Annotated in this window: 24 protein-coding genes and 4 tRNA genes; 11 read left to right on the top strand and 17 right to left on the bottom strand. The window is 24.7% G+C overall.

Annotated features, from left to right (window positions below; translation table 4 throughout):
- Position 1 precedes the first annotated feature (1 nt).
- The 7 genes from HLA92_RS02435 (at position 2) to HLA92_RS02405 (ending at position 5,853) form a co-directional block, all read left to right on the top strand.
- Positions 2 to 289, top strand: a complete 288-nt coding sequence (locus tag HLA92_RS02435; RefSeq protein ID WP_171113184.1) for a DUF448 domain-containing protein — start codon at positions 2 to 4, stop codon at positions 287 to 289.
- The gene (infB, locus tag HLA92_RS02430; protein WP_171113182.1) at positions 256 to 2,070 is read left to right on the top strand and encodes a translation initiation factor IF-2; all 1,815 of its coding nucleotides are present in this window, start codon (positions 256 to 258) and stop codon (positions 2,068 to 2,070) included. Before HLA92_RS02435 ends, infB begins: the two co-directional genes overlap by 34 nt.
- Positions 2,063 to 2,404 (top strand): 30S ribosome-binding factor RbfA, encoded by a 342-nt coding sequence (gene rbfA, locus HLA92_RS02425; protein ID WP_171113180.1) that lies wholly within the window; start codon positions 2,063 to 2,065, stop codon positions 2,402 to 2,404. The genes infB and rbfA overlap by 8 nt, the downstream gene beginning before the upstream one ends.
- On the top strand, positions 2,394 to 4,226 hold the full coding sequence (gene mnmG, locus HLA92_RS02420; protein WP_171113178.1) for a tRNA uridine-5-carboxymethylaminomethyl(34) synthesis enzyme MnmG: 1,833 nt from the start codon (positions 2,394 to 2,396) through the stop codon (positions 4,224 to 4,226). Before rbfA ends, mnmG begins: the two co-directional genes overlap by 11 nt.
- Positions 4,226 to 4,660, top strand: coding sequence for a 23S rRNA (pseudouridine(1915)-N(3))-methyltransferase RlmH (locus tag HLA92_RS02415; protein WP_171113176.1), 435 nt, complete (start codon positions 4,226 to 4,228; stop codon positions 4,658 to 4,660). Before mnmG ends, HLA92_RS02415 begins: the two co-directional genes overlap by 1 nt.
- Positions 4,661 to 4,669: 9 nt before the next feature.
- On the top strand, positions 4,670 to 5,767 hold the full coding sequence (gene ychF, locus HLA92_RS02410) for a redox-regulated ATPase YchF (protein WP_171113174.1): 1,098 nt from the start codon (positions 4,670 to 4,672) through the stop codon (positions 5,765 to 5,767).
- Positions 5,768 to 5,779: 12 nt separating this feature from the next.
- Positions 5,780 to 5,853, top strand: a tRNA-Trp gene (locus HLA92_RS02405).
- Between the two features lie 63 nt (positions 5,854 to 5,916).
- Here HLA92_RS02405 and HLA92_RS02400 read toward each other — a convergent pair.
- The 7 genes from HLA92_RS02400 to HLA92_RS02370 form a co-directional block, all read right to left on the bottom strand.
- Positions 5,917 to 7,113: an NADH-dependent flavin oxidoreductase gene (locus HLA92_RS02400; protein ID WP_171113172.1), complete on the bottom strand. Its 1,197-nt coding sequence runs from the start codon at positions 7,111 to 7,113 to the stop codon at positions 5,917 to 5,919.
- Entirely contained in the window at positions 7,100 to 8,140 is a 1,041-nt protein-coding gene (locus HLA92_RS02395) for a lipoate--protein ligase (protein WP_171113170.1), read from the bottom strand. Before HLA92_RS02395 ends, HLA92_RS02400 begins: the two co-directional genes overlap by 14 nt.
- A complete protein-coding gene (locus HLA92_RS02390; RefSeq protein ID WP_171113168.1) occupies positions 8,118 to 8,993 on the bottom strand; it encodes an SIR2 family NAD-dependent protein deacylase in 876 nt (291 codons plus the stop codon). The genes HLA92_RS02395 and HLA92_RS02390 overlap by 23 nt, the downstream gene beginning before the upstream one ends.
- Position 8,994: 1 nt before the next feature.
- Entirely contained in the window at positions 8,995 to 9,336 is a 342-nt protein-coding gene (locus HLA92_RS02385) for a glycine cleavage system H family protein (protein WP_171113166.1), read from the bottom strand.
- A 249-nt stretch (positions 9,337 to 9,585) separates the two neighbouring features.
- Positions 9,586 to 9,661, bottom strand: a tRNA-Lys gene (locus HLA92_RS02380).
- 6 nt (positions 9,662 to 9,667) lie between these two features.
- Positions 9,668 to 9,754: transfer RNA gene (locus tag HLA92_RS02375), tRNA-Leu, on the bottom strand.
- A 111-nt stretch (positions 9,755 to 9,865) separates the two neighbouring features.
- A tRNA-Leu gene (locus tag HLA92_RS02370) sits at positions 9,866 to 9,949 on the bottom strand.
- 153 nt (positions 9,950 to 10,102) lie between these two features.
- Here HLA92_RS02370 and HLA92_RS02365 point away from each other — a divergent pair.
- From HLA92_RS02365 to HLA92_RS02350, 4 genes are all read left to right on the top strand, one after another.
- Complete coding sequence (locus tag HLA92_RS02365; RefSeq protein ID WP_171113163.1) at positions 10,103 to 10,585, top strand: dUTP diphosphatase; 483 nt, start codon at positions 10,103 to 10,105, stop codon at positions 10,583 to 10,585.
- A gap of 51 nt (positions 10,586 to 10,636) precedes the next feature.
- Entirely contained in the window at positions 10,637 to 11,944 is a 1,308-nt protein-coding gene (locus HLA92_RS02360) for an aldehyde dehydrogenase family protein (protein ID WP_171113161.1), read from the top strand.
- Between the two features lie 39 nt (positions 11,945 to 11,983).
- Complete coding sequence (msrB, locus tag HLA92_RS02355) at positions 11,984 to 12,415, top strand: peptide-methionine (R)-S-oxide reductase MsrB (RefSeq protein WP_171113158.1); 432 nt, start codon at positions 11,984 to 11,986, stop codon at positions 12,413 to 12,415.
- Positions 12,416 to 12,612: 197 nt separating this feature from the next.
- On the top strand, positions 12,613 to 12,777 hold the full coding sequence (locus HLA92_RS02350; RefSeq protein WP_171113155.1) for a hypothetical protein: 165 nt from the start codon (positions 12,613 to 12,615) through the stop codon (positions 12,775 to 12,777).
- A gap of 172 nt (positions 12,778 to 12,949) precedes the next feature.
- On the opposite strand, the gene HLA92_RS02345 is transcribed toward HLA92_RS02350, so the two are convergent.
- From HLA92_RS02345 to HLA92_RS02300, 10 genes are all read right to left on the bottom strand, one after another.
- Positions 12,950 to 13,387: a carboxymuconolactone decarboxylase family protein gene (locus HLA92_RS02345; RefSeq protein WP_171113153.1), complete on the bottom strand. Its 438-nt coding sequence runs from the start codon at positions 13,385 to 13,387 to the stop codon at positions 12,950 to 12,952.
- Positions 13,388 to 13,482: 95 nt separating this feature from the next.
- Positions 13,483 to 13,971 (bottom strand): hypothetical protein, encoded by a 489-nt coding sequence (locus HLA92_RS02340; protein WP_171113151.1) that lies wholly within the window; start codon positions 13,969 to 13,971, stop codon positions 13,483 to 13,485.
- Positions 13,972 to 14,453: 482 nt separating this feature from the next.
- Positions 14,454 to 15,371, bottom strand: coding sequence for a P68 family surface lipoprotein (locus HLA92_RS02335; RefSeq protein WP_171113149.1), 918 nt, complete (start codon positions 15,369 to 15,371; stop codon positions 14,454 to 14,456).
- Between the two features lie 109 nt (positions 15,372 to 15,480).
- The gene (locus HLA92_RS02330) at positions 15,481 to 16,284 is read right to left on the bottom strand and encodes a carbohydrate ABC transporter permease (RefSeq protein ID WP_171113147.1); all 804 of its coding nucleotides are present in this window, start codon (positions 16,282 to 16,284) and stop codon (positions 15,481 to 15,483) included.
- Entirely contained in the window at positions 16,277 to 17,251 is a 975-nt protein-coding gene (locus HLA92_RS02325; protein ID WP_171113146.1) for a sugar ABC transporter permease, read from the bottom strand. Before HLA92_RS02325 ends, HLA92_RS02330 begins: the two co-directional genes overlap by 8 nt.
- Complete coding sequence (locus HLA92_RS02320) at positions 17,241 to 18,467, bottom strand: ATP-binding cassette domain-containing protein (protein WP_171113145.1); 1,227 nt, start codon at positions 18,465 to 18,467, stop codon at positions 17,241 to 17,243. Before HLA92_RS02320 ends, HLA92_RS02325 begins: the two co-directional genes overlap by 11 nt.
- A 145-nt stretch (positions 18,468 to 18,612) precedes the next feature.
- Complete coding sequence (gene lpdA, locus HLA92_RS02315; protein ID WP_171113144.1) at positions 18,613 to 20,034, bottom strand: dihydrolipoyl dehydrogenase; 1,422 nt, start codon at positions 20,032 to 20,034, stop codon at positions 18,613 to 18,615.
- A gap of 493 nt (positions 20,035 to 20,527) precedes the next feature.
- The gene (locus HLA92_RS02310) at positions 20,528 to 22,690 is read right to left on the bottom strand and encodes a DUF262 domain-containing protein (protein WP_171113143.1); all 2,163 of its coding nucleotides are present in this window, start codon (positions 22,688 to 22,690) and stop codon (positions 20,528 to 20,530) included.
- Positions 22,691 to 22,920: 230 nt separating this feature from the next.
- Entirely contained in the window at positions 22,921 to 23,565 is a 645-nt protein-coding gene (locus HLA92_RS02305) for a hypothetical protein (protein WP_171113142.1), read from the bottom strand.
- Positions 23,552 to 24,343 (bottom strand): DNA cytosine methyltransferase, encoded by a 792-nt coding sequence (locus tag HLA92_RS02300; RefSeq protein WP_171113141.1) that lies wholly within the window; start codon positions 24,341 to 24,343, stop codon positions 23,552 to 23,554. Before HLA92_RS02300 ends, HLA92_RS02305 begins: the two co-directional genes overlap by 14 nt.
- Positions 24,344 to 24,460: the final 117 nt, after the last annotated feature.

Raw genomic sequence — 24,460 nt, 5'->3', positions numbered from 1 at the left:
AATGTCAAAACCAATAAAATACAGAAAAAATTGTGTAGATGGATTGATTTATTTACAACACCAAATGATACGTTTTGCAAAAATAAATAAAGACATTTATTTTGATTCAGAACGTAAATTGGGTGGTCGTGGTTGTTGATGTTTAAATGACCAAAATAACATTGATATATTTTTTAAAAAAAGACTTTTAAATAGAGCTTTTAAGATGAATATCAATATTGGCAAATACAAAGAATTAGAAGAAGAGGTGAGAATATGGCAAAAAAATCAAATAGAAAATCAAATATAAATGATATAAAAACTCATTTAGAAAAATCAGAAGTTAAGTTAGAAGATGGCATTTTCCACTTTATAGGTCCAATGACTATTAATGAATTTAGTAAAAGAATTACTAAAACTTCCAATGAAATCATTACATACTTTTTCAAAAAAGGAATTTTAAAAAATATTAATACTACTTTAAACGAAGAAGAAATTGCTGAATTATGTTTAGAATTTGGTTGAGATTTTGTTAAAAGTGATAACGTAAATGCACAAAATGTAGTAGATAGTTTAATAATTGATACTGAAAACGAAAAATTAGAAACTAGACCAGCAATTGTTACAATTATGGGTCATGTAGACCATGGTAAAACTACTTTGATTGATAAAATTAGAAAAAGTGATGTTATTTCTAGTGAATTTGGTGGTATTACTCAACATACTGGAGCATATCAAGTTAAATATGATGAAAAATATATTACCTTTTTAGATACTCCAGGACATGAAGCATTTACCGAAATGCGTTCAAGAGGAGCAAAAGTAACTGATATTGTTGTTTTAGTTGTAGCAGCAGATGATGGAGTTAAACCACAAACCATTGAAGCTATTGACCATTCAAAAGCTGCTAATGTTCCTATTATTGTTTTTGTAAATAAAATGGATAAACCTAATAAAGATGTAGAAAAATTAAAAAGTCAACTCTCTGAATCTGATATTGTAAGTGAAGAATGAGGAGGAGACGTACAATTTGTATATGGATCAGCCTTAACTGGTGAAGGAATTGAAAAATTATTTGAAGCTATTTTCTTACAAGCTGAAATTTTAGATTTAAAAGCTGTTTGAAACCGTGAAGCCATTGGAACAATTATTGAATCTAGATTAGATAAAGGAAAAGGTGTTGTTGCTACTTTAATTGTTGAAAACGGAACGTTATTACCTCGTGATTTTATAGTTGCTGGTAGTCAATATGGAAAAATTAGAAGTTTAACTGATACTGAAGGAAATGATATAACATTTGCAACACCTGGAATGCCTTGTGTTATTACTGGTCTAAATTCAAATCCTCAATCTGGTGATAAATTTGTAGGTATTAGTGATGAAAAATTTGCTAAAAAACTAGCAGAAGAGAAGAAATTCTTAGATAAACAAAAAGAATTAAACGAAAAAAATATTCAATTAACTAACACAAATGAAAAAACCAAAATAATTAATGTTATTGTCAAAACAGATGTTCAAGGTACAGCTGAAGCAATTAAAAACACATTAATAAATTTAACAACTGAAGAAGTTTCTATCAAAATTATTAGAGCGACTATAGGAGATGTTACAAAAGCTGATGTTGCTTTAGCTAGCACTTGTGAAGCTTTAATTTATGGTTTTAATGTAAATATAAATGAATCAGTTAAAAGTTATGCAGATTCAAAAAATATAGTATTTAAAAATTACAATGTTATTTATAAAATTGTTGAAGAATTAACACACAAAATTAAAGGATTTAAAGAACCTGTTTATGAAGAAGTACAAATTGCTGAAGCAGTTGTATTACAAATTTTCTTCTATTCAAAAATTGGTCAAATAACAGGTGCTAAAGTTGTTAATGGAAAAGTTAAAGCAAATGCTAAAGTAGAAGTTATTAGAAGAAATAAGGTCATTTATAAAGGTGTAATTGATTCATTAAAAAGAGAAAAAAATGATGCCAAATCAGTTGATAATGGTTTTGAATTTGGAACACACATTAAAGACTTTAATGACATACAAGTAGATGATATTTTAAGATTTTATGAGGATGTATTAGTAGAAGATGAATAATATCAAACATGAACGTAAAGCAAGTTTATTTACACAATTATTATCAAATGCTTTGTATGATTTAAAAGATTTTGATGTTACAAATGTTGCAATCAATGATATTGAACTATCTAATGATGATTCACATGTTAAAGTGTATGTCACAATTTTTAAAGATAAAGAAAGATATTTTAATAAATTAGTTAATATGTCACCTTTTTTAAGAAGTGTCATATCTAAAAGTTGAAAATACCACAGATTACCTGAAATTCACTTTACAATTGATAAATTAGAAAATCAAGCACAAAGAATAGAAAACATTTTAAGACGAATAAAAGAAGAAGATGGAAAATAATAAATTCGATGCAATTGTAATAGGTGGAGGACATGCTGGAATTGAAGCTGTTTATGCTTTAGCCAAAAGAAATCTAAAAGTTGCTTTAGTGACTTTAGATCAAACTAAATTAGCAATGATGCCTTGCAATCCATCAATTGGTGGTAGTGCAAAAGGTATCATCACTCGTGAAATTGATGAATTAGGTGGTGTTCAAGGTTTATTTGCTGATAAAGCAATGATACAAATCAAGGTTTTAAACACGTCAAAAGGTCCTGCAGTTTGAAGCTTACGTGCTCAAATTGATAAAGATGAATATTGTAAATTAATTTTAGAAGACATCTTAAAACAAAAAAATATTACTTTAATAGAAGATCTGGTTTTAGAATTAATCGTAGAAAATCAAACTATTAAAGGTATTAAAACTGAAAAAAATGATTTATTATATGCAAATGTAGTAGTTATGACAACTGGTGTGTATATGAATTCTCGGATTTTACAAGGTGAAACAGTTAAACAATCCGGACCAAATGATCAAAGAACCGATGTAAATCTATCCAAGAATTTAGAAAAATATGGTTTTAGATTACAAAGACTAAAAACTGGAACTCCATGTCGAATTTATACAGATTCTATTGAGTTTAGTGAAGTGGAACAAGAAGCATTAGATAAAAACTTACTTTCTTTTTCTTCAAGAAGTGGAATTGTTTTAGATGAACAAACATCATGTTGATTAACTCATACAACTGCACAAACAAGAGAAATTGTTTTACAAAATTTAAAACGTTCTAGTATGTATAGTGGTTTAATTGTTGGTACAGGTCCTAGATATTGTCCTTCTTTTGAAGATAAAATAGTGCGATTCAAAGAAAAAATTTCACACCATATTTTCTTTGAACCTGAAACTAAAAAAGGCGATGTAATGTATATTAACGGATTAAGTACTTCAATGCCTATCGAAGTACAAGATCAAATGATTAGAACTATTCCTGGACTAAAAAATGCAAAAGTACAAAAATATGGTTATGCAATAGAATATGATGCAATTAATCCCTTAGATTTAAAAAGAAATTTAGAAACTAAATGAATTAAAGGCTTTTTTAGTGCAGGTCAACCTAATGGAACCAGTGGCTATGAAGAAGCTGCTGCTCAAGGATTAGTAGCAGGTATAAATGCTGCAAATTATTTACAAAATAAAACTCCTTTATATTTAGATAGAAGTGATTCTTATATTGGTGTTTTAATTGATGATTTAGTTACAAAAGGTACAGCAGAACCTTATCGTATGTTAACTAGTCGTGCTGAATATCGTTTATTACTAAGAAACGATAATGTCGATCAAAGAATGTCAAAATATGCATTTGAAAATGAAATGATTTCTGAAGCGGAATTTAAAAAAATTCAAAATAAATACTCACAAATTACTCAAAAAATCAATGAATTTAAAAATAAATATGTAAGTTCAACTAGTGCTCTGGGAAAAAAATATAATGTTGAGCACGGAATAAGTTATTTAAAATTATTAGCTCGTCCTGATGTGGATGCTAAAGATTTAATTGATGATGATTTTAAATATTTTGATGAACTTGCAATTAATGTTCGTTTACATGGCTATATTGAAAAACAATTAAATCAAGCAGTAAAAATGAAAAGATTAGAGAGCTTAAATATACCAGAAGATATAGATTATTTTTTAGTTGAAAATTTAGCACATGAAGCTAAAGAAAAACTTTCTAAAATCAGACCCACAACAATAGGCCAAGCATCAAGAATTAGTGGTATTAATCCTGCTGATATTCAAATGTTAATGTTTTATATGGATCAAAGAAAAAGTAAATTATAATGAAATTAAATTTAATAGCAGTAGGATCACTAACTACTGAATATCAAAATATTTTAGATACTTATTTAAAAAAAATCAAGTTTTTAGTTGATGTTAAAATTATTGAAATTAAAGAAATTAATGAATCAAACATTGAACTAAAAAAACAAAAAGAAACAGAAAATATACTCAACAAAATTCCCAAAAACTCATTAGTTTATTATTTTAGTTTACATGGTAAAGAATATTCATCTCAAGAATTTAGTAACTTAATAACAAACACAGACAATATAACTTTTGTAATAGGTGGTTCAAATGGTGTGAATGAAGAATTTTTTGAAAATAAAATAAAAGTATCGAAAATGACATTTCCTCATCAATTGTTTAGAATTATAGCTCTTGAACAAATATATCGAGCTTATACAATCAAAAATAATATTAAATATCATAAATAAGGAAAAAATATGAAAGCTGGAATTGTAGGACTGCCTAACGTAGGGAAAAGTACTTTATTTAATGCCTTAACTTTAAATGAAGTTGAAGCTAATAATTATGCTTTTACAACTATTGAACCTAATGTTGCAAATGTTAAATTAAATGATAAACGTTTAGAAACATTAGCAACATTAAATAAAACTAAAAAAATTGTTCATGCAACATTTAATTTTGTTGATATTGCTGGTCTTGTTAAAGGAGCTTCCAAAGGTGAAGGATTAGGAAATAAATTTTTAGCAAATATTCGTGAAGTTGATAGCATCATTCATGTTATTAGATGTTTTGAGGACACTAACATAGTTCATGTAAATAATAAAATTGATCCTATTGATGATTTACAAACAATTAACTTAGAACTTATTTTGGCTGATTTACAAACAATTGAAAATATTATAAATCGTATTGCAAAAAGAGCAAAAGCAACTAATGATAAAACTTTATTAAAAGAACTTGAAATTGCAAATAAATTAAAAACTTTACTTGAAGCAGAAAAATCAGCTCGTGAAATAGATTTATCTGATGAAGAAAAAGAGATTATAAAATCTTGACAGTTACTTTCTTTAAAACCAATTATTTATGTGGCTAATTTAAAACAAAATGATATTAATAATTTAGAAAATAACATTCATTTTAATAATTTAAAAACTTATTTAGAAAAAACCAATGATATTTTAATTCCTATTTGTATTTCACTTGAATATGAATTATCAAAATTTGAAGAACAAGAAAAACAAGAATTTTTAAAAGAATATGGTTTAGAATATAGTGGATTAGATACATTAATTAGAAAAAGTTTTTATTTACTAGACCAAAAAATTTATTTTACAGCTGGAGAAGTAGAAACACGTGCATGAGTATTTAAAAATGGACAAAACGCAAGTCAATGTGCTGGTATTATTCATACAGATTTTGAAAAGAAATTCGTCAAAGCTGAAGTAATAAGTTATGAAGATTATATAGCTTGTGGTGGTGAAAAACAAGCTCACGAAGCAGGTAAAATGCGACTTGAAGGTAAAAATTACTTAATGCAAGATGGAGACGTCTGTTATTTTAAGATAGCAAAATAATTTGCTTCTTATAGGGGATTAGTTTAACGGCAAAGCAAAGGACTCCAAACCCTTGGTTACAGGTTCGAATCCTGTATCCCCTGCCATATCTTTTTGACCTACCAACTAGTGTTGGTTTTTAAAAAAAAGTATCGCCTGAGGGTGATACTTTAATTATTATTTGCATTATTTTCTAATGCATTCATTGTTTCATTAGGTATTGTTTCACAATAACCAAACATATTAACAACACCTGAAAAGGAATGTTGTGGAATAGCTAAATCAAGTAATTGATCTTGAGTAATTTTTAAGTTAATTTTATCTATTTCATCATTTTCAATTTTACTTACAAATTCAGGATCAGCAACAAAAACAGAACTAAGACCAATTAAATCACTATATTTTAAAGCATCTAAACATTTTTGGGGCGTATTAATACCTCCACTTGCTATTACAGGGACTTTATGATTGATATGTTGATACACTACTTTATTAACAAGTTCACCTTTAAATTTTGATTCTGAACGTACCTTATTTAAATAAATGTTATGTCCTCAACTGGCAATTGCTAAATACGAAATTGCACCTTCTTTAATAATTAAGTCCATTAATTTATTAAAGTCATCAATTGTATAACCTAATTCACTACCATAAGTTTCTTCTGGTGTTGCTCGGAAACCAAAAATAAAATCTTGTGGTGCATTTTCATTAATAGTTTGTCTAATTGCTTTGACTATTTCTAGTGCTAATCTGCAACGATTTTCAAAATTTTGAGAAGAATATTCATCGCTACGTTTATTAATAATTTGGCTAAAAAATGTTTGAATTAATAATTTTTGAGCCATTGATATTTCAACCCCATCAAAACCCGCTTTGATTGCTCTTAATGTTGCTTTTTGATATGCTAAAACAACATCTTTAATTTGTTCTTTTGACATTTCAAAAACTTCATGTTCAAAAGGTCAATGATGTTTTTCATATGAAGGTCCATATGTGTAACCATATTTATTTAATGAAGCTTTTGAAAATTTTCCTGCATGTGCTAATTGTAAAATGACTTTATTTTCACTAGTTTTCATAGCAGCTGCTAATTGAGCTAATGATTTAATATCTTCATCACTTTTTGCACTATAACTATACTCAAATAATTGTCCAAAATCATCAATATATGCTCCACCTGTAATTTGCAAAGGTGCAGAATATGCTCTTCTTTTTGCGTAAGCAATTTCTTCTTGAGTCATTTTTCCGTCTTTAGTTGTTAAATGTAAAGTCATTGGAGAAAGTACAAATCGATTTTTTAACTTAAAATTATTTATATAAAAAGGTTCTAATAATTGTTTATATTTATTATTTTTATTCACTATCATCCAAAATAGTATCGACAATATCTTTTACATTTAACTCATTGAAAAAGTAATCTTGTAAATTTGCTTTTTCAAAAGCTAAAGTTAAATCTTCACGTTTCATTTTAGTATTTAAAATACTTTGTTCTAAATCTGTTATATCTTTTTTAGTGAAAAAATCACCTGAAATTTTAAATTTATCAATTTTTCCATTTTCTACTTCTAATGAAAAATTAACAGTTCCAATTGATAATCTTGCATCTCTATTGTATGAGTAACGAGGACTTAAACCAAAAGTTCAATCTCAATTTTTGTATTTTTCTTGTACTAATTGATCAATTTCTGATCAATCTTTTTCTGTTAGTTCATAACGATTGATTTTTGAAAGATCATCTGTTTTAAATAATTTTTTAATAACTAGATCTTTAAATTCAAAAATATCTAAGTTTTTATATTCATCATAAAAATAATCACTTAGTGCTGCAACTCTTTGTCTGATTGATTTAATTCCTTTTGCTTCTATTTTTTTTCTATTAGGATTTAAAATATTAATCATTGCATCGTAATCAACATTATAAAGTAAAGAGTTTCCACCATAAATGACGTCATTTATTAACATCATTGCAGCACCTGAAACTTTTTTTCCGTCGATTGTTAAATCATTTTTACCTGATTGAGTTACATTTGTTGCACCTAATTCTTTTAAAAATTCAATTGTTGGTGCATAAAATTTTGCATAATTTCCAATAATTGATTCATTTTCTTTATAAGGTATTAAATAACATACACCAACTGAATTTGAATCTATATATATTGCTCCTCCACCTGTGTTTCTACGTACTATTTCAATATTTTTTTCTTTTAAATATTTAAAGTTTACTTCAACTTCGGGGTTTTGGAAATAACCTATTTGAACATGAGGATCTGCGACATTGGGAAATACAATAATATCATCTAATTTTAAGTGATTTACAGCTCATATTTGGATTGCAAGTCAATATGCACCATCTTTGATGTATTTTCCATTTCTAATTGGTTCTACTAATATCATATTTTTCCTTTAATAAAGTTTCTATTGATTCTTTTATATCTGTATTTATTACAATTGTTCTACTTTTAATTTCATTAGGTAGTCGATATGAACGATTATTCATTGCTATGTATAAAGAATTTTTATATCCTTTTGTCATTTCTCAAAATGGTTGTTTGATTAACATTGGAGTTGAAAAACCTACACCTATTTCTCAAAACAATATTTTTTTATCTTTATATTTTTTAATAAAATCTCAATAACGTTTTTTTTCAATAAAAAATTGTTCATCTTCTACCATTCCCTTACCTTTTAGTCTTTTATTTACTTCTAAAAAAAGACCACATTCGGGACATCTTGGTATTAATTCAAGCGGAACTTTCATATCTTTTTGTTTTTTAATCATTTCTTTTACTGCACTATCATTTGAGTATCTTTTGTTATGACACATTAAACTACATTGCAATAAATTATATTTACCTTGTAAATAAAATATTTTATCTTGATCAAAATCAGCAGCTTCTAATGTATTATCTGAATTGGTTGTGATTATAAAGAAATTTTTATCTTCTAAAAATTTTTTTAAGTTTAAAAAGCTAATGCTTGCAGGTTGATTAAAATAATTAAGTTCCATAAATCTACTATGAAAAGCTCAATAATTTTGTATGTTATCAAATTGATAAACACTAGCTTGTAACATATCTAAAAATCCAAATTCTTTAATAAAATCGCCAAAATTAGCTTCAAATCTTGAACCAGTATAACCTATTCCATCCGCACTGGTCATTCCAGAACCAATTCCTAATACTATTGCATCTGCTTCATTTATCAATTGATTTAATTGTTTTAAGTTTTGAATATTATTATTTCACATATTAAAAGTCTTCTAAGGCAGCAAAAACTTTTTCATCAATATTACTTAATTTCATAATTCAGTTTTTGCTATCATCAGCTGAAGTTATTAATTTAGGATTTTCAATTGCTTCTTTATTTCATTCTACAACCTTAGCATCGACTGGCATTTTTAAAGTCGAAATAGCTTTTGAAGCTTCTAGAGCTGCAAATTCATCTTTTGCTTTTAATTCGGTTTTATCTGTGTTGATGAATTTTAAAAATCCAATTATTCCTATATCATCTTGCATTTCAGGTGTCATTCTTAAGTAATATAAATTATTTTCTAATTTTTCAATAATTAAATATTTTGCTATTTTTTTCATTTCATTCTCCTTATAAAATTCAAGTATTACATAATAATATTTATACTTTGAATTTAACATATTCCTATATTATTAGAAGTTTAACATTTAGTTTAATAATTATTAATTATTATTTAATTAATTTTCTAAAATGATTAACTCCTAATAATAATTATAATGCTTAGTAAAAAAGCATTAATAAATAACTTATTAAACTCATTAAAAAATAAAAAAAAGAGAAAAATTTCTCTTTTAGGTCAAATATATTGATGGTACGCCCTAGAGGATTTGAACCTCTGACCCAATGGTTAAAAGCCATTTGCTCTACCTGCTGAGCTAAGGGCGCTTATAATGGTGCCCGGAACTGGACTTGAACCAGCACGATGTTGCCACCGAGGGATTTTAAGTCCCTTGCGTCTACCATTTCCGCCATCCGGGCATTTTTTAATGCTTTAATATTATACATAAAAAAAATTTTATTTAATAAAAATTCTTTATTTAGAAAAAAATTATCTATCTAATACTAAATTAAACTTTAATAAGTATTAATTGGTGCCCGTGACTGGACTCGAACCAGCATGAATTTCTTCGGTTGATTTTGAGTCAACTGTGTCTACCATTTCACCACACGGGCATAAAATTAATTATACAACAAAATTTTAATAGAATTTTTATCTATATAAGATTAACAAATCATTTTTTTAGATTTATTTTAAATTTATCACTTGTAATTTAATGTATTTTATTTAAATGAGTTCATAAAATAAAAATGCTCTATAATTAAGTTATGGATTTAACAAGAGTATTTAATTTACAAAAAGATTTAGATGAAAGTTTTGCTAAAAATATTTCACCTGATGAAAATAATTTAAAAACCAAAATTATTATTGCTTTAATAGTTGAAATTAGTGAATTTGCAAACGAAGTTCAGGAATTTAAGTATTGAAAAGTACATAAAAATATTAATAAACAAGCCCTTTTAGAAGAATATGCAGATGGAATTCATTTTTTAAGTAGCATTTGTGTAAGAAATAATGTCACTCCATTTATAGATCCCATTAAATTACACGATAATTTTAGTATGCAATTATCAGAAGTTTATCAAGCTGCAACAAAATTATTTGTAGAATTAACAGAAGAAACATTAAAAAATGTTTATTCATTATACTTAGGATTAGCACTAACAATTGGTTTAACTGAAAATGAAATTTTAGAGAGTTTTTATAAGAAAAACGAAATAAATTTTCAAAGAGCAAAAGATAAATATTAAGAATAAGGCTTTGTTTTTACAAAGTTTTATTTTTATCTATAAAATTAATATATGAAAGATATATATATAAACCAAAGAAATTTACTTAATCAACCGATTGATATTTATAAACGTAAAGAATTATTAATTAAATTAAAAAAACTAATTAAAGCAAATGAAGAAAATATTTTTAAAGCATTGCTAAATGATTTAAATAAACACAAAAATGAAGCTTTTGTTACTGAAATTGCTTTAATATATAAAGAAATTGATTTTGCAATTAAGAATATTAAAAAATGAACTAAATGAAATAAAGTAAAAACACCTTTTTATTTATTTGGCTCAAAATCTCAAACTATTTTTAGACCATTAGGTCAAGTTTTAATTATAAGTCCGTGAAATTTTCCGATTTATTTAACTATTTCTCCTTTAATTTCAGCAATTGCTGCAGGTAATAGAATAATTTTAAAAACATCAGAGATTTCAGCTTATTCTAGTGAATTTTTAATAAATCTAATAAATCAAAATTTTGATTCAAATATTATATATTGTGCTCCAAGTGATTTAGAAACTTCAAAATGATTATTAGATCAAAAATTTGATTTAATCTTTTTTACAGGTAGTACATCAGTAGGTAAAATAGTAGCTTCAAAAGCAGCAGAAAAATTAACACCTACTATATTGGAATTAGGTGGGAAATGTCCTACTATTATTGATAAAAACACTAATTTAGATTATTCCTTTGAAAATATATTTTTAAATAAAATGATTAATTTTGGTCAAGTATGTATTGCTCCTGATTTTTTATTAGTTCATAATGATATAAAAGATTTAGTAATTGAAAAATTAACTTTATTAAATAAAACATTAATAAATAAACAAGAAATAGCTTCAATAATTAATCAAAATCATAAAAATAGACTAAATGAACTTTCTAATAATTTACTTCAAGAAGCTCAATTAGTAGTTTTTGAAGCTTCAGTTGATTCTAAAATAATGGAAGAAGAAATTTTTGGCCCTTTTTTACCTTTAATAACTTATAAAAATGACCAAGAATTAATTAATTTTTTAACAAAAATACAAAAACCACTTGCTTATTATGTTTATTCAAAAGATAAAAAATTTATTAAAAATGTTTTTAAATATGCTCAAACAGGGACATTTTCTATTAATGATAGTTTAAGTTTTATAAGTAATTATAATTTACCATTTGGTGGTATAGGAAACTCAGGTCATGGTAAGAGTAGAGGTTATGCTGGTTTCAAATCATTTAGTTATGAGCAAAGTTATTATAAAAAATGATTGTTAAAAAATATTAAATTACAATTTGCTCCACATACTGAAAATAAATTAAAATGAATTAAAAAATTGTTTAAATAAATACACATTAAATATTGTAAAATTTGGTAAGAGGTTATTATGCTAGATAAAGAAAAAAGATTAAAAGAATTAACAGAATTACAGTATAAAGTAACACAAGAATCTTACACTGAAAAACCTTTTGAAAATGAATATGATCACCATTTTGAAAAAGGTATTTATGTTGATATTGTTGATAGAACACCACTTTTTATGTCAGTAGATAAATTTGATTCAGGATGTGGTTGACCTGCATTTAGTAAACCTATTTCAAAAGATATGTTAGCGGAATTTGAAGACACTTCGCATAAAATGTTAAGAACCGAAGTACGTTCAAAAAATGCAGATTCACATTTAGGTCATGTATTTCACGATGGACCAAAAGAATTAGGTGGACTAAGATATTGTATAAATTCAGCTGCTTTAGATTTTATTCCTTATGATAAGATGGATGAATTAGGTTATTCAGAATACAAAAAGTTATTTACATAGTTTTAAGTTGTAGTTAATCTGCAACTTTTTATTTGCAAAAATTAAATTTTACACTTATAAGTGTATTTTTTGTGATATTTATGTTTAAATTAAGTGATTTCAAAAAAAAGCTGGAATAAAACAATATAGTTAGGAAACATAATAAAAATTCAAAAAAATATTATTTTATATCTTTACCAATTTTAGCATCATCTACAATGCCTTTCATAGCCATTTCTTGTTCATCTAAAAAAGAAACTTTAAAAGAAATGGTTAATTCAATATTCAAAAAAATAGAAAATGAATATAAAGAAATTTCTGGTTCACCAAGGCTTAAAGGAATAAAAGAAGAGTGATTAGGTTTTTATCATCTAAAAATTTAGAAAATAAAACATTCTTTGATAAAGTTGCAATTAAAGAAATAATTATTAGAATATTAACTGGCCTGTAAAAATTTAAAATAAAAAAAGTTGTGTAATATAAATAAACTAGGATAAAAAATTCAACTCGAACACTTTGGCTCGAGTTTAATTTTTTAGTAAGTTTAATACTACTTTATTTTTTTCCTAATTTGGCAACAATAGCAACTCTATTTCAAGTGTTTATTGAAATTGCTGTCATAATTAATGAAACAATTTCATCATCATTAAAGTATTTTGCTAATTCTTCATATGTTTCATCAGTTAATCCATCTTTAGAAATATTAGTTATTTCTTCAGTCATTTTAATAACTATTCTCTCTTTTTCGGTAAATAAAACAGATTCTCTTCATGCAGGTAGTGAAAATATTCTTTCTTGTGTTTCACCTGCCTCTAAAGCATATTGACAATGTGTTTCTAAACATAAAGCACATTGATTAATTTGTGATGATCTCATTTTTATTAATTCAACTAAAATAGGATCTAAATTTTTAGCTTTTAAATGTTCGGTCATTTGTCTAAGACCATTTAAAACTTCGGGATCTTGTTCACTTATAACAATTCTTTTTTTCATATTCATCCTTTTTCTATTAATAATATTATTATATAATTAATGAAAATAAGTTATACAAAAATTAGCAAACAAGTGCTAATTTTTGTATATTATCTTTATTTTAAAATGTCTTGAATTTCTTTGTAAAATTCTTCAGGTGTAGTTGTTTTTTGTTCAGAACCTTCTTTTGTAGTATTTAATAAATCCTCATCAATTATTTTAAACACATTTCCTATTTTTTCATTTTGAGGAACATTTTCGCTTTGTGTATTACTGTTTAAGAAACCTAAAACTGATTGAATACTAATTTTTGCGCTTTCTAATTTATTATAATAAGCAATTGAATCTTCATATTCTTTTTGTTCTTCATTAGTTAATCCAGCGTGTGCTTTTATTTTCGCTTGAGTTATTGATTTTAGTTTTTGATCATCAAATGATCCAGAACCTTTTAAATTCAATTCTAATTTATTTTCTAATTCTTCAACTCTTTGTAAATATTGTTTTTGCAATTTATTAATAAATTCAACGTTTTCTTCTGTCATAACTGATTTTAAAGGAAGTGCATAACCTGCTATTTTAGCTATTGTAAGTCAGTTATCTTCCATTTCACCAGGTTTTAAAACATCATTTTTTCCTGTGTATAATCAATTAATATAAATTGTAGTTGCTTTATTTTCTCTATCAAATGATTTTTTAATAGGGATAATACTTGATCCACCTTCATTAAAGATTTTAATGTCTTTGTCCTTACGACCTTTAGTAATTTGAGGTTTGTAAACAACATCTCCTCTTTGTGCATATTTTAAAATTTTTGGTAATTCTGCATCTGTTTTTGATTTAATATCTTGTGGTTTTTGTAATGAACCATAACCTACACTAACTCCAAAAGCAATAGCATTTTTTCATTGTACTGGATGAAAAGCTGTTCAGTTTAATTTTGATGGACTTAAATCTAAATATTGAACTGAATAAAAAGTTTTTTCATCATTACCTTTTTTAACACTTGTTTGTGCAGCAGTATCATTGTATTCTTTTCAAAGTTGTTTAATACCATCTTCTAATTTTTTATTAGTTAAAATAGGATATTCTATTTTCCATTTTCATTTTGAACAAAATTAGATTCATTATCTTCAAGTGCATTTAATTCTTTATAAAAAGTACCTTTTTGATAATCAATTGAAAGAATTTCTCCATCAAGTGTATCATCAGTAACTTTTGATTCATCAATTTCTACTCCATCATAAAATTCTTTACTAAATTCTCTAATTGATTGAATAGAACTAAATGTCTCATCATTTACATGTAAATTAGCAAAAGCATCTGCTTTTTTTAGTCTTAAAGCACTAAAAATACTAAATGAAGGCACGCTATTTCCTGTTTTTGAAGCAACAAGAGCTTCTTTATAAATTTCTGAATTTTCATCAACAGTTCCTTTACCTTCTTTAATTAAATTAAAAATTAAATTCATTAAATCTAGGTTAAAAATTGTTGCATCTTCATCAAAATTACTTAACGGAATATTATAAAGACGATTATGATCTGTTTCACCAGGTAAAATACTGTGTTTATCAGCTATTTTGCTAGCAAATAATTCTTTATTAATTCCTTGGTTATTTAGGTTTAAAAGGATACCATTTTGATTCATAATATAAGCACCTGCTTGATTTCCTAAAAATATGTTAGGAACATCTTCAGATTGTCCTGATTTGTATTGTTCTCTTATGTTTTGAGCTAGTTTTAATTCAGAATATGTTTTAGTTTTGTCTTGTGTTAATAATTCAACTTTTTTGAAATTTTCTTTGTCTGCGTGTGTTTTGTTGTAATAATCAGTTAATTGACTTAATGTTCTTGGTAATGGTCAATCTGCACCTTGAGCAAATGAAAATTTAACAGTTTCACTTTCTTTTGCAGGGGTTGTACATGAAACAAGAGCAGCGGTTGTAGCTATTGAAACTACTGCTCCTGATAAATATAATAAAGTTTTTATTTTATTTAATTTTTTCATTTTTTCCTTTCTCTTTCTTTCTCTTTTTTAACCTAAATTGTTTGAAAAATTTAGGTATAAATAAATTATAAATCTTAAACTATTTTTAGAAATATGAAATTAATAATAACTAGTTAAATTTTCTTATTTTTGTTGAAAATACTCAATAAACACATAGTGGAACTAAAATAGATATAAAAGCACCTGCTGCTGCTAAATTTGGAGTACTTTCTTCATTAATTGAATTAAGGCCTATAAACCACAATGTTATATTTTTTTCTTCTCTGTTATTTAAAATGTATGTAGGTCATAAATAATCATTTCAAGCTGTTAAAAATGAAAAAATTATTAATAATAAAAATGCTAATTTTAATTTAGGAAAATATACATAAATTAATTTATGATGTCATTTTAAATGGTCATTAATAATCAACTTGTTTTTATTTTTATGTATAGCTTTTGCAGTATTAAAAATATATGTAAATAGAAAAAATGAAAATAATGAATTTGTTGTTAAAGCAAAAAAAGTTTTATGTATTTTTAAACCTACTAAAAATTGCAATAAACTTAAATAAATCGTAAATTCTGGAATTAAACTAATAATTAAAAAGAAATATAAAAATATTTTTTGTCATTTGTCATTTAATTTTAAAAGTCCGATAACTGCAAAAGAAAAAATAAATATTCTTAATAAAATTAAAATTACAGCAACAATTAAAGTAAAACCAAGAGCTTTTCAAAAATCAAGTGCAATAACATTGAAAAAATTAGATCATTGTCATTCTTCAATTAAAATAGATGCTTTATCTTCGCTTATTGATAAACGTGTTTTAAGTGATATAACAAATAAATAATAAACAGGAAATAAAATAACAACAACAAGTATTCCTATTAATAAAAATTTTAAAATTTCTCAAACTATTTTTTTAAGCATTTTTATTCATTTTCCTTTTTATTTTATTAAATATTTTTTTAAAAAATAGAAATTCCTTTTTAAGATTATTTGGTTTTAAAACAAATACTAAAACAATTAAAAACATTAAATATAAAAGCGCAAGAAATGACGCAGCATATCCTTTTTCAGGTTTATATTCAGTAATAACTCCTACACTATGATCAAAATAACCTAAAATATAACTAGTTAATGTATGTCCGTGATTAAATTTATAATTATAACTACTTCCTAAAATTGCTTCAGGTAATATTAATGATGAAAAAATAAAATTAGTTAAAATAATTGAAAAAAAGTTTTTAGATAATTCATTAAAATAAACAAATCTGATTTTTTGAAAAAGTGAAATTTTATCTGATTTTATTAATTTTCAATATTTATTATCTGCTCTTCTAATTCCAGATGAAATTAAAACTATATTAAAAGGAAGTGATCTTCAGATTTGAAAAAAAGTATAATAAATTCAAATAGGAAGTGGGTTTTGTCCTCCAACAAAACGAGTATTATCTAAATTAAAAAACTTAAAAAATAAATTTTTGTCTCCAAATAAAACAGTAAAAGATAATCCAACTGAAAACGATGATAAAAAGAATTGTGAATAAAGCAGTGATAAAAATATTGTTTTAGAGATTTTAGAAATGATTGATTCAATTATGATTGAAAAAAATAAAGCAAGTATTAAAGAAATGGATGTACCTAAAAATAAAACAATAGTTGAGTTTTTTATTGCATCATTAAAGGCTGAATCATTAAAAACATCATTATAATTGTGTGTTCCTACTGCTTTAATTGTCAAATTATCTTCATTAGGAAAATATACAAATGATTCAAAAATAATTTTAAAAATAGGAATAATAGTAAATAATAAAATTGCTAATAATAAAGGAAATAAAAATAAAAAGGATGAAAGTATTTTTTTATAATTTAATTTCTTAATTTTATTTTTCATAAACTCTTTGTCCTTGTTTATCAAATTTTATTAAATCTTTTTCATCATATAATATGTTAATTTTTTTATTAATATCTATATCTGCATTTTGTAAGATGATATTTCAGTTTAAAGTCTCATTTACTTTGATTGTGTATAAAATTAAATCACCAAAATGTTTTTTGAAAATAACACTATATTTTCCATTTTCATCTAAAGTTACTTGCATTTTATTATGTCTAATGTAATAAGAAAAGTTTTCATCTTCTTTTATAAAATTAATTTCTGGTGATCCTATAAATTTAGCAACAAAGATATTATTAGGATCATAATAAAGTTGATCGCTTGTGCTAAATTGTTGTATTTTTCCTTTATTTAATAAGATAATTTGGTCACTTATATTTATTGCATCTCTTTGGTCATGAGTAACTAAAATAATACTTAAATTGAATTCTTTTTTAATTTTTAGTAGCCATTGTATAGTTGATTCTTTAATTTTTGCATCTAATGCACTAAAAGGTTCATCCATTAAAACCAGCTGAGTTTTTTTAATAATTCCTTTTGCAAAAGCAACTCTTTGTTTTTGCCCTCCTGATAAATCATTTACATTTTTAGTTAATAATTCATCAATGTCTAATTTTTTTGCAATAGAGTTTAATTCATTTTTAAAAAGTTTTTTGAGTTTTGATTGAATAATAATTTTTAATTTATTTTTTATAGTAGTATTAAATATAAAACTAAAAATTAATTCTAAATATTTTCACTTTGAGTTTAATATGTTTTTTCATCTATGATTTTGAGAATCAAAAATAGTTGATTTTTGATAATTTTCTAAAGAATTTCAAGCTTTTTGAGTAACTTTTTCTGGACTATTGTTATATAAATTATGAAAATAATTAATTCGCGTTTCAACTACTCATTTTGTACTATTTACTGCACTTAAAAAAATATTATTAAAGACATTTACACTTTCATATACTGAGTTTTCTTGCATAATATAAGCAATTTCGTGAGTTTCTGGATTATTTTTTATTATTACTTCTCCTTGGGATGGTTTTAAAAAACCAAGAATAATATTTAAAAGTGTTGTTTTTCCTGATCCTGAAGGTCCTAAAAGTGAAATAATTTTATTTTCAGGAATTTTGATATGGGAAATTTCTAAATCATTATTTTTTTGTTTTGTTGTATATTTGAAAGTTAAGTTTTTGATTTCTACAATTGTATTAGGTTCTAACATAATAAAATTATATAATTTTAGAAAATATTTTCTTAATTCTAAACTTAAAACTTAATAAAAATTATGCTTTATGGGTTTATTTTGAGTGCTGTGTAAGTAAAATTAGCAAAATAAAAAGTTGCTTATGCAACTTTCTATTTTTTATCTATTTCCCTAATTTATGAACTGCTTGACGAGCTGTTTCTCAAATGATTTCGTTAAATGTTGGGTGTGGGTGGATTGTATCAACTAAATCAAACACTGTTAATTCTTTGTCCATTAATAAAGCAACTTCTGCTATCATATCTGTTGAATTAGCTCCAATAATTTCAGCACCTAAAATTTTTCCATTTTCTTGATGAATAATTAATTTTGAAAATCCGTAGTCTTTGTGTGCAGCAATAGCTTTTCCTACAAATCCATATTGGTATTTTGCAGCAATATGTGGAATTTGTAATTCTTTTGCTTTAGCTTCTGTTAATCCTACATTAGCAATTTCTGGATCTGTATAAATACATGCTGGAACTGTATTTGGATTAAATGTAATCATTCTTTGAGTTTTATTTTCTTTTCTTAAAATGTCATATACAGCAACTAATGCATGTTTATATGCAACGTGAGCTAACATATTTTGAGCTGTAATATCACCAATTGCATAAACATTTTCAACATTTGTATGCATCATATCATTTACAAGAATTTCTCCTCTTGCACCTAATTCAACACCTGTTTCTGAAATAAATCCTGTGTTTGGAACACGTCCAACTGATGCTAAAACAACATCTGATTTAATTCTTAATTCTTGTCCATCTTTTTCATAAACAACTTCATCATTTTCAAATGCTTTAATTGTTGTATTGAATATAAATTCTACACCTTTTGATTTTAAGTGTTTTTGTAATTCATCTGTTACATCTTTATCTAATTGAGCAACAACACGATCTAAGTTTTGTAGAATTGTAACTTTTGTTCCTGCATTAGCAAATATTTGTGCGAATTCAACTCCGATAACTCCTCCACCAATAATTGTTAATGTTTCAGGTTGTGTAGGATAATTAATTAAACTTGTTGAAGTTACTACTTTACCTAATTTATATGCTTCTTCAAATCCTGGTAAATCTAATCTTCTTGAGTGTCCACCCATAGCATAGATCATGTATTTTCCTTTGTATACTTTATCATTTGCTTTTACAGTGTGACTATCTAAAAATTCTGCAGTATCTTGAACAACATCAACTTTTGATCCTTTCATTAACATTTTTATACCACTTGTTAATTTATTAACAGTTTTAGATTTTTGTTCATTTAATTTAGTTCAGTCTAATTTTGCTGTTGTTTTATCATAACTAAATCCTAATGCTTCTAAACTTCCTGTTGAAAGTTTATGAAATTCTTCTGCTGCATGTAAAAGAGCTTTAGTAGGAATACATCCAACGTTTAAACAAACACCACCTCAGTATACTTTTTCAATAATTAAGCTTTTTAATCCGTGTTTTCCAGCTTCTTCAGCAGCTAAATATCCACCAGGACCTGCTCCGATTACAATTAAATCGTATTCGGCATCAACTGTCCCATTATATTTATTCATATTTTCTCCTTAAATTTTCATAAATAATATATTTATAATTATATATTTAAATTTTCATAACAAAATTAAAATAACAAAAAAACTAATGATTTTTGATAAAATTATTGATTTTATGTTCATTAATGAATTGTTAAATAACTTTTAAATAAAAATTTAATTTAAATTAAAATATTACTTAAAGTAAATTAAATTAATATTAATTAAAATGTTATTTAGATTGTTTACCATATTTAGATTTCAAGATATAAGATTGTTTAAGTGTATAGACAACAATAGTAAATTAATTTTATATTATTTGTGATTTAAAAATAATGGAAATTTTAAAAATACAAAAAATAATATTTGTACTACTATTACATAAAACAAAAATTTTAAAATGAAATATTATTCAGAATTATTTTAAAATTAAATTTTTCATAAAAAGCCTTTTTACACTAAAAAATAGACAATGTGTAAATTAGTCTACTTTTTGTTTTGTTTAATTTAGTAATAATTATTTTTTATTTTTATAGTATGTGTATAATGTTTTACACATTTTTAAGGATTCTGTTTCTACAGCTTCTACTCATTTATCATATTCTTCTATATAGTCATTTATGTTTTGGAATTTACGTAAAGAATACAAATCTTTATTTTTTTCTGTTAGATGTTTTATATATGGAACAAAATTTGATTTTGTTTTATTTGATAGTGACCAAAGTAATTTACCATTTCCAATTAATTGAACTGTTTCTTCATAAGATTCATCATAAAATTTAGGGTTGTCTTTTAATATTTCTTTATATTCTGTACTAAGTTTAATTGGCATATCATGGTCATAATGTATGTCAGATAATTTATAGTCAAAATTATTTGCACCATTAATTGAAATATTGCTTATAGGATTACACAAAATTTTGGGGTTTTTCTCAATTTCTTCAATAAAATGATATCTCATATGGTAAAAAGTTTTTAAATTATTATTTGTTTGTAATTTTTCACTTAATGCATCAGCTTCTTTTATTTCTTCATCATCTTCTTCTTTATCAACTACTTCTTTTATGAAAAGTCCTTTTATTTGTTCGTTACTTAAAGAGTTAGTAGTACCAATAATTTTTAAATTTAAATCTTGAATAAAGTCTTGAATGGAATTATAGCTATCTTCTGATTCGATATTAATTTTTGAGGCAATTTTAAATGCTGATATAGTACGGGAATCTCCTTTGAAAGTAAAGTTTTTTCAAAGAATAATAGCTTTTTCTATTTCCTTAAGATATTGCATTAGTTCATTAACTAATTTATATTTTTCTTCTAATTCTTTACCAAAAAAACGTCTACCATCAAATATTCCTTTTTGGTGATATTTTTCCAATAATGTTCAAATTATACTTGTTGGAATGTCTAGAGAAAATCCGTATGTTGCACCGTAGACAGCGTGTCATAAGTAAGAATCATTAAAGTTTTCACCTTTTTTAAATGAATATTTACACATTATTTGGTATTTACCTGAACTAATAAATTGTCATTCTTTAAATAATTCGATCATGTTACTAAAAGCCTTTTCAATAGCATATTTAGAAATTTCATTACTGTTAATTGAATTAATTTTAATTAAATAATCAAGAGAGTTTTTTAAATACAGATAAATTTTTGCATCAGTTTTTAATTCACTTTTTTCATCAATGTTATTTGATAAATGAAATGACATTTTACGGGCAAAATCATAAATTAATTTCTCGTCTAAAATGTTATTCTTATTTTTATCCTTAATGTAAAAAAACTTAAATTCATTGATTAATGGACTAATAAAATCATGGATTTGTTTTTCATCTTCTAATTTACATTTATCAATTGCTAATGAATATATGTATGATTTAAATAAATCTAATGCGTTTAATGGTAATGAATTTTTGTTTAAATTTAAAAAAACATCATTTTCATCAACATCACTTAATATAACACGATTAATAAATGTATGGTGTAATAAATTTTGCTCTAAATTATCAATATAATTTGGATTCTTTATAGTGTTATTATGTATATGCTTAATTAATGCAATTAGATATTTATCAATTTTATTTTGTTTTTTTACATCCTCTTTTTTTATATCTTCTTGTCTTTTTGACTTAATAAATTGTATTAATGTTTCGTAGTCAGCACGTTTTTCTGCATTTTTAAAATATTTTTCGATTTTGTAACTATTATTTGATTTTTGCATTAAATTGATTAAATTACTATCTATAGGAAGATTTTGAGAAACTTTATATTTAATAATTGCAAGACCAATAAGAATCAAACTAAAAATTCTTTGTTGCCCATCTACTAGGTTATGACATTTAGCATCACTATTGCAATCTTTTTTTTCAGTTACAATGATAGTATTTAAAAAAATGTATTTGTTGGAATTTGATTCAATATTTTCTAATAAAGATAAAACCAGGTCTAATGATCAAGTATAATCTCTTTGAAAAATAGGTATTTGATAAATCACACCATTTCTTTTATCATCACCTTCTATTCCTATAATAGTATTAAATAATTTTCCAACACTCATAGATGATGAATCTATATATTTAAAAGAATCTATTTGTGCTCTTGATTGTTTTAATCATTTTTGTTTATCCGTATAATATTTTTCTATTTGCTCATTAATAGGTTTATAGGCTACTTCATACACTTCATTACTTGTTATATCAATAAAATTCTTTAAAAATTCAATACTTTTATTGAAAATTGAAATTAAATCTTTGGATGCTTTTAATTCTGAAGTGCTTATTTCATCGCTATTATCATTTATTAAATTTTTTATTCCTGAATTAAATTTTTTTGAATAAAAATATTTTTCAATTCTACTATCAACATTAAGATTTCTTTTTTTAATAATTGATCTTGCTATAGTTAAGTAGACTAAACGATCATATTTATCATTAATTTGGATGTGGTTATTTTGTATTTTTTGATTGCATCAACTTGTTGTAATATGAATTCTTTTAAAAAACTAATATATACTTCAAATTTCTTAATGTCTGATATAGTTTCAATTTGTGATTGATTAATGTTTAAAAATGTTGATAATTTATCGTTATAATTTTGGCCTATGTCTTGTAGTGATTCACAAATTCATTTAACTATTTTACGTTCTTGTTTTTCTCTTTTATTTAATTTATTTAAATCTAATATTTTGTCTTTATCAATAGTAAATTTTTTTTCATCACTATTATAGATACCAAAATTTAGAGCACTTAATACTCTAAAACATTGTATATAGGTTGAATCACTAATTCCTTTGGTTTTTTCATTATCGTTGTAAACAACAACATTTTTATCAACTTCAAAAAAAGCAAAGGAAGTTTTTTTGTTATTTTCAGTAACTTTGTTAGAAAGATTAATATTAAAGTTATTTTTATTTTCCATTTTTTGCACTAAATCATTGTTATTAGCCCAATTTATAAATTTATCAAAATATAAATCAATACCTGTACCAATATTTCAACTGGTTAAATAACCATTTTCTCTTAATTTTTCTTCAAAATTCACACTATTTTCTCTCATTTTTATTTCCTTTAATTTTATTTATATATTCAATTGAATCTATTACAATATCTTTTATTAGATTTAATGGTATGGAACTTCTTTTTGAATAAGAACCTTTTGCCATATGATTAGAATTTGTTTTATAGGGTTTATTGGTTTTTAAATTAAGTTCGATGTTAGATTTAAATATGGTTGGTTTAAGACTGAAATTATCATCATAGGAAGCATAATATGTTAGATTCATAAAACCCTCAAATGCTCAATGTTTTTCTTGAAAATCTCAGCTTTTCGAAGTTTTAGGGTTTTCAATCACTCATACTTTTGGATTGAAATGTTTTATTATCATAATTGTTGCGCCAATAGTACCTTCTCCCATTAGTCGGGATCTTTCTTTTTGATTAAAATATCTTCTCTTCACTGGATGACTTCTTTTGTTGTATTCATCATAATATGCAAAATTTTTAACTATTCAATTACCTTCACTATCAAGTCCTCTAAACATTCTTCCATCGCAATCAGCACTACTCCAGGACTCACAAGGAGGAGAAGCTAAAATAATATCAGGTTTGGGTAATAGATTTAATTGTTGAAAAAGATCAAAATTAGTTATAGATAAGTCAATTCTATGATAATGATATAATTTATTTTTTTTAAATTCGATATCATTTATACCGATAGAATGAACTTCTAATTGGTAAGGTTGAGTTTTATTATTAAAATCTTTTATACTATTTTTATACGAACTTTCAGCATCATCATATAATGCTCAAACTATTAATTTTTCTTTTTGAATCATTAAATACCCCAATATTTTTAGTATTTAATTAAAATTATATATATATATATATATTGAAAGCAAAAAGTGAAAATTGTTGAATAAAAGACACAAAATTTCTAGTTTTAGCAAAACTAT

The sequence above is a fragment of the Mycoplasma miroungirhinis genome (assembly GCF_013008815.1).
GTDB lineage: Bacteria > Bacillota_I > Bacilli_A > Mycoplasmatales > Metamycoplasmataceae > Metamycoplasma > Metamycoplasma miroungirhinis.
Note: the sequence above shows the minus strand (reverse complement) of the source record. Positions and strands in the feature narration are given on the sequence as shown.